This window comes from Streptomyces sp. NBC_00154 (genome assembly GCF_026342835.1).
Lineage (GTDB): Bacteria > Actinomycetota > Actinomycetes > Streptomycetales > Streptomycetaceae > Streptomyces.
On record NZ_JAPEMI010000001.1, the window covers coordinates 486,862 to 502,129 of the forward strand.

14 protein-coding genes are annotated in these 15,268 nt (G+C 69.8%); 9 read left to right on the top strand and 5 right to left on the bottom strand.

Annotated features, from left to right (window positions below; translation table 11 throughout):
* The first annotated feature begins 1 nt into the window (after position 1).
* From OHA03_RS02100 to pssA, 4 genes are all read left to right on the top strand, one after another.
* A complete protein-coding gene (locus OHA03_RS02100) occupies positions 2 to 529 on the top strand; it encodes a MaoC family dehydratase (RefSeq protein ID WP_267000121.1) in 528 nt (175 codons plus the stop codon).
* A 2-nt stretch (positions 530 to 531) separates the two neighbouring features.
* A complete protein-coding gene (locus OHA03_RS02105) occupies positions 532 to 1,737 on the top strand; it encodes an acyl-CoA dehydrogenase family protein (RefSeq protein ID WP_267000123.1) in 1,206 nt (401 codons plus the stop codon).
* Positions 1,738 to 1,918: 181 nt separating this feature from the next.
* Entirely contained in the window at positions 1,919 to 2,566 is a 648-nt protein-coding gene (locus OHA03_RS02110) for a phosphatidylserine decarboxylase (RefSeq protein ID WP_030916556.1), read from the top strand.
* A 22-nt stretch (positions 2,567 to 2,588) separates the two neighbouring features.
* Positions 2,589 to 3,407, top strand: coding sequence for a CDP-diacylglycerol--serine O-phosphatidyltransferase (gene pssA / locus OHA03_RS02115; protein WP_176902275.1), 819 nt, complete (start codon positions 2,589 to 2,591; stop codon positions 3,405 to 3,407).
* 149 nt (positions 3,408 to 3,556) lie between these two features.
* On the opposite strand, the gene OHA03_RS02120 is transcribed toward pssA, so the two are convergent.
* Positions 3,557 to 5,977, bottom strand: coding sequence for a SpoIIE family protein phosphatase (locus OHA03_RS02120; RefSeq protein ID WP_267007894.1), 2,421 nt, complete (start codon positions 5,975 to 5,977; stop codon positions 3,557 to 3,559).
* Between the two features lie 405 nt (positions 5,978 to 6,382).
* Here OHA03_RS02120 and OHA03_RS02125 point away from each other — a divergent pair, with 405 nt between their 5' ends.
* Positions 6,383 to 8,722, top strand: a complete 2,340-nt coding sequence (locus OHA03_RS02125; protein ID WP_267000126.1) for a discoidin domain-containing protein — start codon at positions 6,383 to 6,385, stop codon at positions 8,720 to 8,722.
* A gap of 110 nt (positions 8,723 to 8,832) precedes the next feature.
* Here the strand turns inward: OHA03_RS02125 and OHA03_RS02130 are convergent, their stop codons facing one another.
* Complete coding sequence (locus OHA03_RS02130) at positions 8,833 to 9,948, bottom strand: glycerate kinase (protein ID WP_267007895.1); 1,116 nt, start codon at positions 9,946 to 9,948, stop codon at positions 8,833 to 8,835.
* 152 nt (positions 9,949 to 10,100) lie between these two features.
* Here OHA03_RS02130 and OHA03_RS02135 point away from each other — a divergent pair, with 152 nt between their 5' ends.
* The 3 genes from OHA03_RS02135 (at position 10,101) to OHA03_RS02145 (ending at position 11,801) form a co-directional block, all read left to right on the top strand.
* Positions 10,101 to 10,595 carry an NUDIX hydrolase gene (locus tag OHA03_RS02135; RefSeq protein WP_267000128.1) on the top strand — a complete coding sequence of 165 codons (495 nt, stop codon included), beginning with the start codon at positions 10,101 to 10,103 and terminating at the stop codon, positions 10,593 to 10,595.
* Positions 10,596 to 10,751: 156 nt separating this feature from the next.
* Positions 10,752 to 11,495 carry a Sir2 family NAD-dependent protein deacetylase gene (locus OHA03_RS02140; protein ID WP_267000130.1) on the top strand — a complete coding sequence of 248 codons (744 nt, stop codon included), beginning with the start codon at positions 10,752 to 10,754 and terminating at the stop codon, positions 11,493 to 11,495.
* Between the two features lie 57 nt (positions 11,496 to 11,552).
* Positions 11,553 to 11,801 carry a MarR family transcriptional regulator gene (locus OHA03_RS02145; RefSeq protein ID WP_267000132.1) on the top strand — a complete coding sequence of 83 codons (249 nt, stop codon included), beginning with the start codon at positions 11,553 to 11,555 and terminating at the stop codon, positions 11,799 to 11,801.
* 2 nt (positions 11,802 to 11,803) lie between these two features.
* Here OHA03_RS02145 and OHA03_RS02150 read toward each other — a convergent pair whose 3' ends face one another.
* Entirely contained in the window at positions 11,804 to 12,214 is a 411-nt protein-coding gene (locus OHA03_RS02150; RefSeq protein WP_267000134.1) for a (2Fe-2S) ferredoxin domain-containing protein, read from the bottom strand.
* Between the two features lie 369 nt (positions 12,215 to 12,583).
* Here OHA03_RS02150 and OHA03_RS02155 point away from each other — a divergent pair, with 369 nt between their 5' ends.
* On the top strand, positions 12,584 to 13,168 hold the full coding sequence (locus tag OHA03_RS02155; protein ID WP_267000136.1) for a TMEM165/GDT1 family protein: 585 nt from the start codon (positions 12,584 to 12,586) through the stop codon (positions 13,166 to 13,168).
* A gap of 87 nt (positions 13,169 to 13,255) precedes the next feature.
* Here the strand turns inward: OHA03_RS02155 and OHA03_RS02160 are convergent, their stop codons facing one another.
* Together OHA03_RS02160 and OHA03_RS02165 are read right to left on the bottom strand one after the other, a co-directional pair.
* Positions 13,256 to 13,774, bottom strand: a complete 519-nt coding sequence (locus OHA03_RS02160; protein ID WP_267000138.1) for a methylated-DNA--[protein]-cysteine S-methyltransferase — start codon at positions 13,772 to 13,774, stop codon at positions 13,256 to 13,258.
* Between the two features lie 12 nt (positions 13,775 to 13,786).
* Complete coding sequence (locus tag OHA03_RS02165; RefSeq protein WP_267000140.1) at positions 13,787 to 15,259, bottom strand: AlkA N-terminal domain-containing protein; 1,473 nt, start codon at positions 15,257 to 15,259, stop codon at positions 13,787 to 13,789.
* Positions 15,260 to 15,268 lie beyond the last annotated feature (9 nt).

The window sequence follows — 15,268 nt, forward strand, 5'->3', positions numbered from 1 at the left end:
CATGCAGTTCGGACGCACCTATGAGGAGTTCGAGGTCGGTGCGGTGTACAAGCACTGGCCCGGAAAGACGGTCACGGAGTACGACGACCACCTTTTCTGTCTGCTCACCATGAATCATCACCCGCTGCACATTGACAGCAACTACGCGGAGAAGACGACCGATTTCGGCAAGAACGTTGTGGTCGGCAACTACATCTACTCGCTGTTGCTCGGCATGTCCGTCCCCGACGTGTCCGGAAAGGCGATCGCCAACCTGGAGGTCGAGTCGCTCAAGCATGTCGCGCCGACCTTCCACGGCGACACGATCTACGGCGAGACGACCGTCCTCGACAAGACTCCGTCAAAGTCCAAGAGTGACCGCGGAATCGTTTACGTGGAGACCAAGGGCTACAAGCAGGACGGAACACTCGTCTGCGTGTTCCGCCGCAAGGTGATGGTCCCCACCGAGACGTACATCAAGGAGCGCGGCGGCGAGCAGCCCGGCCGCCCGGAGCTGAACCAGCCTTCGCAGAAGAACGTGGAGAAGTAGCCATGACGCGACTCGCCCAGACCGCCGGTCTGAACGACATCCAGCAGGAAATCCTCTCCACGGTCCGGGATTTCGTCGACAAGGAGATCCTTCCGGTCGCGACCCAGCTGGAGCACCGCGACGAGTACCCGACGGAGATCGTCGAGGGGCTCAAGGAACTGGGCCTGTTCGGGCTGATGATCCCCGAGGAGTACGGGGGCCTGGGTGAGTCGCTTCTCACATACGCGCTCTGCGTGGAGGAAATCGCGCGCGGCTGGATGAGCGTGTCGGGAATCATCAACACGCACTTCATCGTGGCGTACATGCTCAAGCAGCACGGCACCCAGGAGCAGAAGGACACGTTCCTGCCGCGGATGGCGCTGGGCGAGGTCCGGGGCGCGTTCTCGATGTCCGAGCCGGCACTGGGCTCCGACGTCTCGGCGATCACCTCCAAGGGCGTCCGGGACGGCGACGAGTACGTCCTGAACGGCCAGAAGATGTGGCTGACGAACGGCGGTACGTCCTCGCTCGTCGCCGTGCTGTGCCGAAGTGACGAAGGCCACCCCGAGGGAACGGCCCCGCACAAGTCGATGACGACCTTCCTGGTGGAGAAGGAGCCGGGCTTCGGCGAGGTCCGGCCGGGGCTCACCATTCCCGGGAAGATCGACAAGATGGGTTACAAGGGCGTCGACACGACGGAACTCATCATGGACGGACTGCGCATTCCGGCCAATCGTGTACTCGGCGGCACCACCGGCCGAGGGTTTTACCAAATGATGGACGGTGTCGAGGTCGGCCGGGTGAATGTGGCCGCGCGTGGTTGCGGCGTCGCACAGCGTGCATTCGAGCTGGGCGTCTCCTACGCTCAGCAGCGTCATACCTTCGGAAAGCCGATCGCCCAGCACCAGGCGATCCAGTTCAAGCTGGCCGAAATGGCCACCAAGGTCGAAGCGGCGCATGCAATGATGGTGAATGCAGCGCGCAAAAAGGACTCCGGGGAACGAAACGACCTGGAGGCAGGGATGGCGAAGTACCTCGCCTCCGAATACTGCAAGGAAGTCGTCGAGGACGCCTTCCGCATCCACGGCGGTTACGGCTTCTCCAAGGAGTACGAGATCGAGCGCCTCTACCGGGAGGCCCCGATGCTGCTGATCGGTGAAGGTACCGCCGAAATCCAGAAAATGATCATTGGGCGCCGACTCCTCGAGGAGTACCGGTTCCAGGGCTGATCGTCCCCTTCGAGGTGATTTAGCCGCGAAGAAGATCACACCCTGTCATCCTCAGCCGGTGCCTTCCAGCCGTCCGACTCGGCTGTTGGCTTGCCCAGTTGCGGCTCGCACCCGATAGCATCGCCGGAAAAGCCGCCGTCCCCCGTTGCCAGCGCGGCATCATCCGCTACGAAGGTCATCCATGCCCGACAGCCAAACCTCTGCATCACGCGGCGGAGTCCGCCTTGCGCGCGGAGCTTCGCCGTGGCTCCTCCCGACCGTCGCCACCGCGGCGCTCAGCCTCACCCGGGCCCGCAAGTCCGGACGCTGGGCCGCCGTGGCCGTGCCCACCACCGCCCTCGCGGCGGGCATGCTGTGGTTCTTCCGCGACCCCGAGCGCGAGATCACCCAGGGCCGAGTCATCTCTCCGGCCGACGGTGTGGTGCAGAGCATCATGCCGTGGAAGGACGGGCGCACCCGCGTCGCGATCTTCATGAGCCCGTTGAATGTTCACGTCAACCGCGCGCCCCTGGCCGGCACGGTGACATCGGTCGAGCACATCCCCGGTGGGTTCGTCCCGGCGTTCAACAAGGAGAGCGAGAACAACGAGCGCGTTGTCTGGCACTTCGACACCGAGCTCGGTGACATCGAGATGGTGCAGATCGCGGGTGCGGTTGCCCGTCGCATCGTCCCGTACATCCCGCAGGGCACGAAGGTGGAGCAGGGCGAGCGCATCGGCCTGATCCGCTTCGGCTCCCGGGTCGACATCTACCTTCCGGAAGGTATCGATGTCGCGGTCGAGGTCGGCCAGGCCACCACCGCGGGGGTGACTCGAATTGACCGTGATTGATCCCGACACACAGGCCGGCTGGGTGCCGGAGGCCGAGTCCGAGGACGACGTCGAGGACATGCCGCTCTCTCTGCGGCTGTCGATAGCGGACACCCTCACTCTCGGTAACGCCACGTGCGGTTTCATGGCGGTGTACTTCACCACCACGGGCATCCTCATCCCGCACCTCACGGGCAGCGACGAGAGCGGCATGGCCCGGCACTCCGCGGCCACCGCCGTGATCCTGATGCTCCTCGCCGCGGTCTTCGACCTCTTCGACGGGCTGGTGGCGCGCAAGCTCCGCAGCTCGCCGATGGGCGCAGAGCTGGACAACCTCTCGGACCTGATCAGCTTCGGCCTCGCCCCGGCGTACTTCGTACTCGTGTACGGCATGGTCGCGGACGACGCACACCAGAGGGTGTCGGCGCTCGCGGCGATCGTAGTGCTGCTGGCCGTGGTGCTGAGACTGGCCAGATTCTCCTGCGTGACCATGAAGGACGGCATGTTCCAGGGCATGCCGAGCCCCTTCGGAGCGCTCACGGTCGTCTCGATCGTGCTCCTGGAGCTGCCCTTCGTACCGACGCTGCTCGCGATCGTCGGAGTGGCGTGGCTGATGGTCAGCCGGGTCGAGTACCCGAAGCCGCGGGGTGTCCTCGCGGTGGCCATGCTCAGCTGGATCGTCGGCGCGATGGGACTGCTCGCCGCCTGGGCGTTCGACGCCCCCGGCGGTCAGCTGCTCCTGCAGACCGGCTGCGCGCTGCAGGTGGTCCTGGGAGCGGTCATCCCGCTCTTCGCGACGGCACGGCGGGTGAACACCTTCCGCGACAACCGACGCGAGGCACGGGCGGCTCAGCTGCCCTAGCGGTACAGCACAAGACGTACGAGGGCCCGGGTGCTTCCCCAGCACCCGGGCCCTCCTGCATGTCCTACGGCACCCATGACGAGCAGCCACCGCCGCGATCGGGGCCCGGGCCCTCGTACGTGCCCCGTGTCCTGTGCGGGCGGCGCCCGCTACGCCGGGTCCCAGCGGGCGGCGAGCAGGAGCGCGATGTCGTCGGGCCGGTCGGACTCCTGCTTCGCCTCCCGGATGACCAGGTCCGCCATGTCGGCGAGCGACGGAACATCGGCTCGCTCGATCGTGGAGCGCAGCCGTTCGATGCCCAGATCGATGTCGGCCCCTGCCTGCTCGACCAGTCCGTCGGTGAACAGTGCCAGGATCGCGCCGGGGTCCAGGAGGAAGTCGCTGACCGGGTAGGACGCACGGGGGGCGACACCGAGCACGATGCCGCCGGGCAGGTCCAGGACCTCGGTCGTGTGGTCGGGGTGGCGGAGCAGGGGCTGCGGGTGCCCCGCCCGGACCGCCTGGGTCCGGCCGGTGACGGGGTCGAGGACGACGTAGCAGCAGCTGGCGATCTGGCCGGGGTCGAGGTCGATGAGCAGCCGGTTGGTGCCGCTCACCACCTCCTGCGGATCGTGCCCGCTGAGAGCGAAGGCCCTTACCGCGCTGCGCAGTTGGCCCATGGTCGCGGCCGCGGCGACTCCGTGCCCCTGGACGTCCCCGATGATCAGGGCCAGGCCGCGCTCCGTTTCGACGACGTCGTACCAGTCGCCTCCGATATCCATGCCCTGGGTGCCGGCGAGATACCTCCCGGCGGTGTCGACGTGTTCGAGTACGGGCAGCCGGTGCGGCAGCAGGGCGTTCTGCAGGCCACGGGCCAGGGCGGATTCCGTGTCGTATCGCTGGGCCCGCTGGAGGGACTGGGCGATGAGGCCGGCGAGCGCGGTCAGGACCGTGCGTTCCTCGGGGGTGAAGCCGCGCGGGTGGTCGAAGCCGAGGATGCAGGAGCCGACGGGCCGCCCGGAGGCGATCAGCGGCAGGAACGCGCGGGCGCCGACGTCGGCGTCCAAGGGGATGCCGGGGTAGGCGGCGGCCAGGTGCTGCATGGACTCGAAGAAGATCGGGCGGCCGGTGGTGAGCGTCTCGACGCCGGGCAGGTGGGCAGCGAGGGACACCCCGTCGAAGCGGTCCAGGAAGCCCTGCGGGAAGCCGGTCTCCCAGGCCAGGTAGAGGTGCCGCTCGTTCAGCAGGTAGATGGCCAGTTGCCTGCCGCCGAACGCGGGCAGCAGTTCCTCCGTGACCACCACCGAGACCTGGCGTGCCGTGACGGCCTCAGTCAGCGCGATGGCGAGGGCGACCGGCCGGTAGAGCGCGGACGCCCGGTCGGCCGGGGAGCCGAGCCCCACGCCCGGCGTGACGACGGACCCCGGAGTGTAGGCCGGTTCCGTGGCGGCGAGCGTGGCTGTCACTCCGTCGTGGCCCGGGTACAGGGACACCGACAGCCAGTCGTTGGCGTCGCGCCGCGCGAGGAAGTGCACCGGGTCGTGGGAGAGCAGCGCGGCCCGGTGGTGGTCGTCGTACGCGGGGTGTCCGAACCACGGCAGGACCTCCCACAGGACGCTTCCGACCAGGTCGGCGCCTGCCCGGTCGAGCAGCTCCTCCGCGAGAGGGTTGACGTAGGTGATCCGTCCGAGCCGGTCGAACGAGAAGATGCCGCGCGGGAGTCGGTCGGCCGCCTCCCCGACGATCGCTCCGGCGCCGAGGTCGACGAGGAAGCCGGTGAGATGACCGGCCGCGCCGTCACCGGGCAGCCGGGTCCGGCGGCTGGAGAGTTCGAGGAAGTTCGTCCGGCCGTCGGGGCCGCGCAGCCGCAACCGGCGTACGACCGGGCCGGGCGATCCGGCCGCCCGGCGGGCGACGGCGCACAGCCCGCACACGTCCTCCGGGGCCAGCAGCGCCGTCAGCGCGTCGATGGTGCCCGCGAACTGTGCGGGATCCGTGGCGAGGATCGCGCACAGCTCCGCGTCCGCGTCGACGGCGCCGGTGTCGAGGTCCCACTCGAAGTGTCCGATCCTGACCGGTGGTGCGACGGCCGAGGGCAGCTGGACGGGTACCGGCTCACCGTCCCACACGACCTGGGTGCCCTCGCCCGCCAGCTCCGCGAGGTCGGTGCCGAGCTGCTGGACCACGTGCTCAAGGCTGTGCCGGTGGGCCGGCGATACCGGCTTCCCGGGTGTGGCCGGGCGCAGCACCGCCAGGACCCCGAACCTCTCGGGGCCGCCGATCGGCACGAACAGCGACCCGAACGGGAACGGCAGGCCCGCCATCAGCTGCGGGAACCGGCGCATGGCCTCCTCGGCATCGGGGAGCATGATCGACCGGTGCGAGCGGTAGGACTCACACACCGGGAAGGGCCGGTTCACATGCATGCGCCACCAGGGGCGGAACAGCCGACCCGGCAGCCCCGCGAGCACCGCGAGCCGCAGCAGCTCAGGGTTCCCGGAGCGTAGATATACGCCGCCGGCATACCCGCCGGCGGACTCGACCGCGCTCACTGCGGCCTGCGCGAGCGCCAGGGAGAGTTCGCCCGGCACTCGGCCGCCGTTCGCCGCCCCGGGCACCGCCCTGCCTTCATCCTGCGGACTGTGCCGGGTAGCGCCGTACCAGGTCACACAGTCAGGATGCGCCCCGGTGGCCCTGCAGCGCACCTGGTGGACCCGGCCCCGGCAATGAACGACATCTTCCAACACTATGCGAGTCTTTTGCGTCCCATGGCAGCTGCGTCATGTGCCTGGAGTCGCAACATGTCATGGGACACCTCGGACCCATCCGCTCCGCACGCCCACATTTCTGGGCGTTATTCGTAAAAGCCACCGAACCAAGTTTCAATTTTGAGCGATCATGACGCTATTTTGCGAACGGCATAGACGTCTTTGCGGTCTACTCCTAGCCTGTGGGGCGTCCGAAGAGCCCCCACGAGCCGCAAGGACGACGATCACGTGACCCCACCACCGAAACGCCTCCTGCTCAGACGCTCTCTGTCCGCCTCCCTCTCCCTGGCCCTCGCCGCGTTCGGCACCGCCGCCGCGGTCGTACTGTCCAGCGCCCCGCCCGCCCGGGCCGCGGGTGTCCCCGCGCCCTCCCCCCTCGCGGTCCCCGGCCGCGGTGCGGCCGTTCCGTTCAAGGAACAGGAAGCCGAGTACGCGGCCACGAACGGCACGCTGATCGGACCGAACCGGCTGTACGGCACGCTGCCCTCCGAGGCCTCGGGCCGGCAGGCCGTGACGCTGGACGCCGTCGGCGAGTACGTGGAATTCACCCTCACCGCCCCGGCGAACGCGATGTCCTTCCGGTACTCACTGCCCGACAGCGCCGACGGAACGGGCCGGGACGCCTCGATCGACGTGCGCGTGGGGGACGGGGCACCGAAGAGCGTCCCGGTCACATCGAAGTACGGCTGGTACTACGGCGGTTACCCGTTCAACAACAACCCGGGCGACACCAACCCGCACCACTTCTACGACGAGGCCCGGACCATGTTCGGGTCGACGCTCCCCATCGGCACGAAGGTGCGGCTCCAGGTCGCCTCCACGGCCGCATCGTCGACGTTCACCATCGACCTGGCCGACTTCGAGCAGGTCGGTGCCCCGGTCGGGAGGCCGTCGGGGGCGCTGGACGTGGTGGGCGACTTCGGCGCCGACCCGACGGGCGCCACCGACTCCACCGGCAGGATCCAGGCGGCCGTCGACGCCGGCCGGGCCCAGGGCAAGGAGGTGTACATCCCGCAGGGAACCTTCCAGGTCCGCGATCACATCGTCGTCGACAAGGTGACGCTGCGCGGGGCCGGTCCCTGGTACAGCGTGCTGACCGGGCGGGATCCGTCGAACCGCAGCAAGGCGGTCGGGGTCTACGGCAAGTACGCCGCGGACGGCGGCAGCACCGATGTCACCCTCAAGGACTTCGCCATCATCGGCGACATCCGTGAGCGGGTGGACAACGACCAGGTCAACGCCATCGGCGGGGCAATGTCCAATTCGGTCGTCGACAACGTCTGGATGCAGCACACCAAGTGCGGCGCCTGGATGGACGGGCCTATGGACAATTTCACCGTCAAGAACAGCCGCATTCTGGACCAGACCGCCGACGGCGTGAATTTCCATTACGGCGTCACGAACTCCACCGTCACCAACACATTCGTCCGCAACACCGGTGACGACGGCCTGGCGATGTGGGCGGAGAACGTACCGAATGTGAAGAACAAGTTCACGTTCAACACCGTGGTCCTGCCGATCCTCGCGAACAACATCGTGACGTACGGCGGCAAGGACATCACCATCTCCGACAACGTCATGTCCGACACGATCACCAATGGCGGCGGCCTGCATGTCGCCAATCGCTATCCCGGTGTGAATTCGGGTCGGGGCACGGCGGTCTCCGGCGTCACGACAGCCGCCCGGAACACTCTGATCCGTACCGGGAACAACGACTTCAACTGGCGGTTCGGGGTCGGTGCGATCTGGTTCAGCGGACTCAACGAACCCATCAACGCCACGATCAACATCACCGACACCGAGATACTCGACAGTTCGTACGCCGCGATCCATCTGATCGAGGGTGCGACCAACGGGCTGCATTTCGACAACGTCAGGATCGACGGCGCGGGTACCTACGCCCTGCAGATCCAGGCTCCGGGGACGGCGACGTTCACCAATGTCGTCGCCACGCACATCGCCCAGTCGAACCCGATCCACAACTGTGTCGGCAGTGGCTTCCAGATCACCCGAGGCAGCGGAAACTCCGGCTGGTACGCCGACCCGCCGGTCTGCACCGGCACCTGGCCGGACCCGGTGTGGACCAACGGCGGGGTGCCGGGGGGCGGGACCGACCCGACCGACCCGCCCACCGACCCTCCGACCGATCCCGGCAACCTTGCCCTGGGCCGACCGGTCACCGAATCGGGCCACGCGGACGTCTATGGTGCGGCCAACGCCGTGGACGGCAATGCGAACAGCTACTGGGAGAGCACCAACCACGCCTTCCCGCAGACCATCACCGTGGACCTGGGTGCTCCCCGGGCCGTCAAACGCGTGGTCCTGAAGCTGCCCCCGGCGACGGCATGGGCGACCCGCACGCAGACGCTGAGCGTGTCGGGCAGCGCCGACAACTCCTCGTACGGCTCGCTCAAGGGGTCGGCCGACTATGTCTTCGACCCGGCCGGCGGCAATACGGCAACGGTCACTCTGCCCGGTACATCGGCCCGCTATCTGCGGCTGACGTTCACCGCGAACACGGGGTGGCCCGCGGGTCAGCTCTCGGAACTGGAGGCGTACACCAGCTGACGATGCGACCGGTCGCCGGACGGGTCCGGACCCGTCCGGCGGCCGGTCGGACGTTCCGGGCGGGCCACGGCCCGCCCGGCTCAGCCCGGCTCGATCCGGCTCGGCTCAGCTCACGACAGGAAGTCGCGGGCGATCCCTTCCGCCACCCGCTCCAGCAGCGGGCCCGCCTGTGCCATGCACACGGCCGGGTCCGGCTCCAGCTCCGTGAGGGCGTACGCGCGCCGGATGCCGGCCCTGCCCAGCGCCTCCGGAGGCAGTGCCAGACGGCCGCAGACCGCCACCACCTCCAGCCCCGCCGCGCGGGCCGCCGCCGCGACGCCGGCCGGGGCCTTGCCGTGCAGGGTCTGCTCGTCGAGGGAGCCCTCGCCGGTGATCACCAGCGTGGCGCGGGCCAACGCCGGCGCGAAGCCGAGTACGTCGAGCATGACCTCGATGCCGGGGCGGAACCGGGCGCCGAGCGCTACCAGCGCCCCGTAGCCGATACCTCCCGCCGCACCCGCACCGGGGAGCTTCGCGTGGTCCGGGCCCAGGACGGACGCGTAGTGGGCGAGCGCCGCGTCGAGGGTCGCGATGTCGTCCTCGGTCGCGCCCTTCTGCCGTCCGTAGACCTCCGGGGCGCCCTTCGGACCGGTCAGCGGGTTGTCCACGTCGCTGGCGAGGATCAGGTCCACGTCGGCCAGCCGCGGGTCGAGGCCGGACAGATCCGCCTCGGCCAGTTCCGCGAGGCCGCCGCCACCGGGGCCGACGGGCTTGCCGTCCGCGTCCAGGAATCGGGCGCCGAGCGCGGCCAGCATGCCCGCGCCGCCGTCGGTCGTCGCACTGCCGCCGACCCCGAACACAATGGTCCGGGCGCCCGCGTCCAGCGCCGCGGCAAGCAGCTCACCGGAGCCGTACGTGGTGGCCGTGAGCGGGGCGAAGACCCCTGCGGGAAGGTGCTGGAGGCCCGAGGCCTCGGCCATCTCCACCACCGCGGTGGTGTCGCGCAGCGCGTAGGCCGCGGTCAAGGTCTCCCCGCGCGGCCCGGTCACACGCGCTTCGCGCCGCTCGAAGCCGGCGGCCACCGCCGCCGCCACCGTGCCGTCGCCGCCGTCCGCCACCGGCAGGGTCTCGACCTGCACCTCGGGGACGATGCGCCGCAGACCGGCTGTCACCCGCTCCGCGACCTGTACCGCGGTGAGCGATCCCTTGAACTTGTCCGCCGCGACGAGCACGCGGGCGGTCTCCATCACTGCTCCGTCCGTCACCTTGCATCCCTTGCTTTCGAACAGGCAGTCGCGCCGCCCCGACCCTATCCGGAGCACCCGCCCCGTGCCCATGGGTGTCCGGGCCCTGGACCGGGCTCCGGTGGCCGGCCCGATGCCCCTACTACGCTGCGCACGTGACCACCACTGACTACGCCACGTACATCGCAGGACTGCCCAGGGTGCTGGCCGCCGCGGCAACCGTCTTCCAGGACGGGGAGGGACGGGTCCTGCTCGTCGAGCCGAACTACCGGGACGGCTGGGCGCTGCCCGGCGGAACGATCGAGTCCGACGAGGGCGAGACCCCGCGCCGGGCCGCGCGCCGTGAGACGGCCGAGGAGATCGGGCTCGATCTCGAGCCGGGACGGCTGCTCGCGGTCGACTGGGCGCGCAGCCCCGCACGGCCACCGATCGCCGCGTATCTGTACGACGGCGGAGTCCTGGACGACGTCCAGCTGAAGGCGATCCGGCTGCAGGAGGAGGAGCTCCTGTCCTGGAAGCTGGTGGAGCGCGACGCGCTCGACCAGTATCTGCCCGGTTCGCTCGGACACCGGGTGCGGGCGGCACTTGAGGTGCGCGACTCCGGAACCGGCGCCGTGGAGCTGGAGGACGGCAGGCCGGTCACCCTCTGACCGTCCCGTTCGACGGCGTCCTGGGGCCGCCGACGACGGCGGGGACCCACCACGAGTGCCGCATCGGGACCGACGGTGGCCTCGGCCACGGGAGGGCCCTGACAGCGTGATCAAAACGCCTCGCGGGCGGCGGCCGTCGCTGCGTACGCTCGCCGTATGACTCTCGTCGCGATACTCAGCGGCGCCGGCATCTCCACGGACTCCGGCATCCCCGACTACCGCGGGCCGAACGGCCTCTGGCGGAAGGACCCCGAGGCCGAGAAGCTCGTCACGTACGACTTCTACATGGCCGATCCGGAGATCCGGCGCCGCTCCTGGCAGATGCGCCGCACCAGCGCGACCTGGCACGCCGAGCCGAACGCCGCCCACCGGGCCGTTGCGGACCTGGAGCGGGCCGGGGTTCCGGTGCGGGTGATCACGCAGAACGTCGACGGGCTGCATCAGCTGGCCGGTGTCTCCGCCCGCAAGGTCCTCGAACTGCACGGCACCGCTCGCGAGGTGGTCTGCACCCGATGCCACACCCGGTCACCCATGGCTCAGGCGCTGACCAGGGTCGAGGCCGGCGAGGCCGACCCGGCGTGCACGGTCTGCGGCGGCATCCTGAAGTCGGCGACGGTCATGTTCGGTGAGCGGCTCGATGCGGTGGTGCTGGGCGAGGCGATGTCGATCGCGAAGGCCTGCGAGGTGTTCATCGCAGTCGGTACGACGCTGCAGGTGCAGCCCGCCGCGTCGCTGGCCGGGATCGCGGCGGAGTACGGTGCGCGGCTGATCGTCGTGAACGCCGAGCCGACGCCGTACGACGAACTGGCCGAGGAGACGATCCGCGAGCCCATCGGAACCGCGCTGCCGTCACTGCTCGCGCGGCTGTCCGCCGAAGCGGGCGCGGAGGCGGACGGCTGACGGGCGGGGGGCGGCGGCCTGCCTCGGCGGGCGATCACGCCCGGCTGGCCTTCGGACATGGATGTCAACCGGAGCCATCTGGTCGGCTATCTCGACACGGTCGAACAGCGCGGCCTCATCCGGCGGGAGCGCGACCCGGACGACCGCCGCCGCCAGCGCGTCGCGCTCACTACGGCCGGGGTGGAGCTGCAACAGCGGCTCCAGCAGCTGGCCCAGGACTCGCAGCGGGAGTTTCTCGACGTACTGACCGAGTCCGAACGCAGTACGTTGATGGAGCTGCTCGGCCGCATGCTGCGAGCCAACTGAGGCTAGGACGAACCGAGTTCCTGCTGTACGCGGCGCGAGGGCCGGAAGGTGTAGAGGTCGAGGATGTCGGGGGCGTCCGCGAGGCCGGGGCCACCCGCTTCGACCCAGGCGACGATGTCGGCGACGGCATCCGGGTCGTTGACGAGGCCGAGCCAGACCGGACGGCCACCCGCCCTCCTGCCCTCGGCCGAGGGCTGCACGACGATGACGTTGGCCTGCTCGCAGGCGTCCAGGCACTCCACGGCACGCACCGCGGCGATCTCGCCGAGGGACCGGCGCAGAGCTGCGAGCTGGCCGGCATGGTCCACGTCGGGGATCTTCGGCGTACCGCAGCAGCAGCCCCGGCAGACGCTGACGGTGGGCCGGGGTGCGCCCGGGGCGGATGTGTCGGCCTTGCGGGTGCGGCGGCTCATACGGGGACGCTTCCGGTCGAGACGCGGGCGAGGGCGCGGGCGCGGATGATCACTGTGGGACTGTACCGAGCGCGGAGTGAAGTCGAACACTTGAGCCCCTCCGGCGCCGGTGGCTGCGCGGGGGTGCGGTAAGGTGGGTGGCTGCGAAGGGGAGTAGCCCCGCAAACCGGTCGTCGACACACTGGAGCCCTCGGGTTCCCGGTGGCCGGGCTCGTAGATCGTTACGGGCGGGCGAGACCTTCGGTCAGGTATGACACGCCCGCGCCCTGTGGGCGCTGCAGTCATGCCGGGCCGAGTGGTCCTCCGAAAAGCCCGAGTGGCGCTTCGCGGAAAGACCCGGGGCCCGGCTCTCACAGAAAGCCACCCGGAATGCATCTCGACCCCCTGGCGATCATCACCGCCTTCGGGCTGATCTTCCTCGCGGAGCTCCCCGACAAGACCATGTTCGCGTCGCTGGCCATGGGCACACGCATGCGGCCGCTCTATGTCTGGTTCGGTACCTCGTCCGCGTTCCTCGTGCATGTCGCGATCGCCGTCGGCGCCGGCGGTCTGATCGGGCTGCTGCCCGACTGGGTCGTCAAGCTCGTCTCCGCGGCCCTCTTCGCGTTCGGCGCGTTCATGCTGCTGCGTGGCGGGGGTGACGACGGCGACGAGGACAGCGAAGTCAAGACCGTGACCGGCTTCTGGCCGGTCTACTCGACCGCGTTCATGGCGGTGTTCATCAGTGAATGGGGCGACCTCACCCAGATCACCACGGCCAACCTGGCCGCCAGTAACGGCACGTCGTCCACGGCCATCGGATCCCTGGCCGCACTGATGTCCGTCTCCGCGCTGGCGCTGCTCGCGGGACGCTTCATCGCGAAGCGGGTTCCGCTGGGGACGGTCCAGCGCATCGGCGGGCTGTGCATGCTGGGGCTGGCGATCTGGTCGGTGGTCGAGATCTTCACGGCCTGAGCCGGTTCCGCAACGCAGCAGGCCACGGCGAAGCCCGACGGTCGCCCCGTGCGACGGTCGGGCTTCGCCGTGTCCGGATCACAGCCCTCAGAAGAGCGCCGGGGTGTCCTCCCCTGTTCCGTTCTCGAAGGCCAGCAGCCGCTGCTTGCGGTCGAGACCGCCGCCGTAGCCGGTGAGGCTGCCGGAGGCTCCGATGACCCGGTGGCACGGAACGATGATCCCCACCGGGTTCTTGCCGTTGGCGAGACCCACCGCGCGTGAGGCGCCCGGCTTGCCCAGGTGCTCGGCGAGTTCTCCGTACGAGCGTGTCTCCCCGTACGGGATCTGCCGGAGCTGCTCCCACACGCTGCGCTGGAACGGCGTTCCGTCCAGGTGCAGCGGCAGATCGAACTCCCGCAGCTCGCCCGCGAAGTAGGCGTCCAGCTGGCGGATCGTCTCCGCGAAGGGGCGTGGATCGGGGTCGCCGAAGGTCTCCTCGGGCGGCCGGTGCCGCTGCTCGGTCATATAGAGACCCGAGAGCACACCGTCGGTGGCGACGAGGGTGAGCGGGCCGTACGGGCTGTCGACGACCGTGTGCCGACGGGTCGCGAGATGTGTCGCAGTCATGCGGGAACTCCCTTATACGGGCAGGCGGTTGATGGGGTGGTCGTCGACGGTCCACAGATACTGGACCGCGTACGCCCGCCAGGGGCGCCAGGCCGCCGCTCGTGCGGTGAGCGCCGCGGGGGTCGACGGGAGGCCGAGTTCCTCCGCAGCCCGCCGGATGCCGAGGTCGGTGGGGAGAAAGGCGTCCGGGTCGCCGAGCGCCCGCATGGCGATGACCTCGACGGTCCACGGGCCGAAGCCGGGCAGTGCGATGAGTTCGGCCCGGGCCCTCTCCCACTCGCTGTCGGTGCCGAGCTGCAGCGAGCCGTCGGCGAGCGCACCGACGAGTGTGGTGAGGGTGGTGCGGCGGCTGCGGGGCAGGGCGAGTTGCCCGGGGTCGAGGCATGCCAGCGCCTCGGGGGTGGGGAAGAGGTGGGTGAGGCCGCCCTCCGGGTCGTCGACGGGGATGCCGTGCGCGGTGACCAGGCGGGCCGCGTGGGTGCGGGCGGCGGCCGTGGAGACCTGCTGGCCGAGCACTGCCCGTACGGCGAACTCCGCGCCGTCGACGGTACGCGGCACCCGCCGCCCGGGGGCCTTGTCGATCAGCGGGGCGAGCAGCGGATCGGCCCGCAGCTGGTCGTCGACGGCGACCGGGTCGGCGTCCAGGTCGAGCAGCCAGCGGCAGCGGCTGATGGCGAGGGTGAGGTCGCGCGGATCGGTGAGGAAGAGCCGGCACGCGATGTGGTCGGGGTGCGGGGTGAGGGCGACGATGCCGTGCCCGTACGGGAGGGTGAGCGTGCGTCGGTAGGCGCCCTCGCGCCATTCCTCGACGCCGGGGACCGCTGTCGCGGCGAGGTGGCCGAAGAGGTTGGACGGGTTGAGCGGGGCCCGGTACGGCAGCCTCAGTGCGATCACGCCCGGTGTGGCCGACGTCTTCACGGACCGGGCGGCGCGGGTGCGCAGCTCGCCGGGCGCGAGGGCGAAGACCTCACGGACGGTGTCGTTGAAGGTACGGACGGACGAGAACCCGGCCGCGAACGCCACGTCGGCCATGGGGAGTCCGGTCGTCTCGATGAGCAGCCGGGCGGTCTGGGCGCGCTGGGCGCGGGCCAGGGCCAACGGGCCGGCGCCCAGTTCGCCGAGGAGCTGGCGTTCGATCTGACGGGCGGAGTAGCCGAGCCGGGCGGCCAGCCCGGGCACGCCCTCGCGGTCGACGACCCCGTCCGCGATGAGCCGCATCGCGCGGGCGACCGAGTCGGCGCGGGCGTTCCACTCCGGGGAGCCGGGGCTGGTGTCGGGCCGGCACCGCTTGCAGGCGCGGAATCCGGCCTGCTGGCAGGCGGCGGCGCTGGGGTAGAAGGTCATGTTCTCGACCTTGGGCGGCACGACGGGGCAGCTCGGACGGCAGTAGATCCGGGTGGTCAGCACCGCCGTGAAGAACCAGCCGTCGAAGCGGGCGTCCTTGGACCGGACGGCCCGTACGCAGCGCTCGGTGTCGGTGTACATGCTTCAAGC

Excerpts from the sequence above, each read along its gene's own strand:
- OHA03_RS02100 (WP_267000121.1), top strand. The coding sequence starts at position 2 with ATGCAGTTCGGACGCACCTATGAGGAGTTCGAGGTCGGTGCGGTGTAC.
- OHA03_RS02105 (WP_267000123.1), top strand. The coding sequence starts at position 532 with ATGACGCGACTCGCCCAGACCGCCGGTCTGAACGACATCCAGCAGGAA.
- OHA03_RS02110 (WP_030916556.1), top strand. The coding sequence starts at position 1,919 with ATGCCCGACAGCCAAACCTCTGCATCACGCGGCGGAGTCCGCCTTGCG.
- OHA03_RS02130 (WP_267007895.1), bottom strand. The coding sequence starts at position 9,948 with ATGGAGACCGCCCGCGTGCTCGTCGCGGCGGACAAGTTCAAGGGATCG.
- OHA03_RS02140 (WP_267000130.1), top strand. The coding sequence starts at position 10,752 with ATGACTCTCGTCGCGATACTCAGCGGCGCCGGCATCTCCACGGACTCC.
- OHA03_RS02145 (WP_267000132.1), top strand. The coding sequence starts at position 11,553 with ATGGATGTCAACCGGAGCCATCTGGTCGGCTATCTCGACACGGTCGAA.
- OHA03_RS02150 (WP_267000134.1), bottom strand. The coding sequence starts at position 12,214 with ATGAGCCGCCGCACCCGCAAGGCCGACACATCCGCCCCGGGCGCACCC.
- OHA03_RS02155 (WP_267000136.1), top strand. The coding sequence starts at position 12,584 with ATGCATCTCGACCCCCTGGCGATCATCACCGCCTTCGGGCTGATCTTC.
- OHA03_RS02160 (WP_267000138.1), bottom strand. The coding sequence starts at position 13,774 with ATGACTGCGACACATCTCGCGACCCGTCGGCACACGGTCGTCGACAGC.
- OHA03_RS02165 (WP_267000140.1), bottom strand. The coding sequence starts at position 15,259 with ATGTACACCGACACCGAGCGCTGCGTACGGGCCGTCCGGTCCAAGGAC.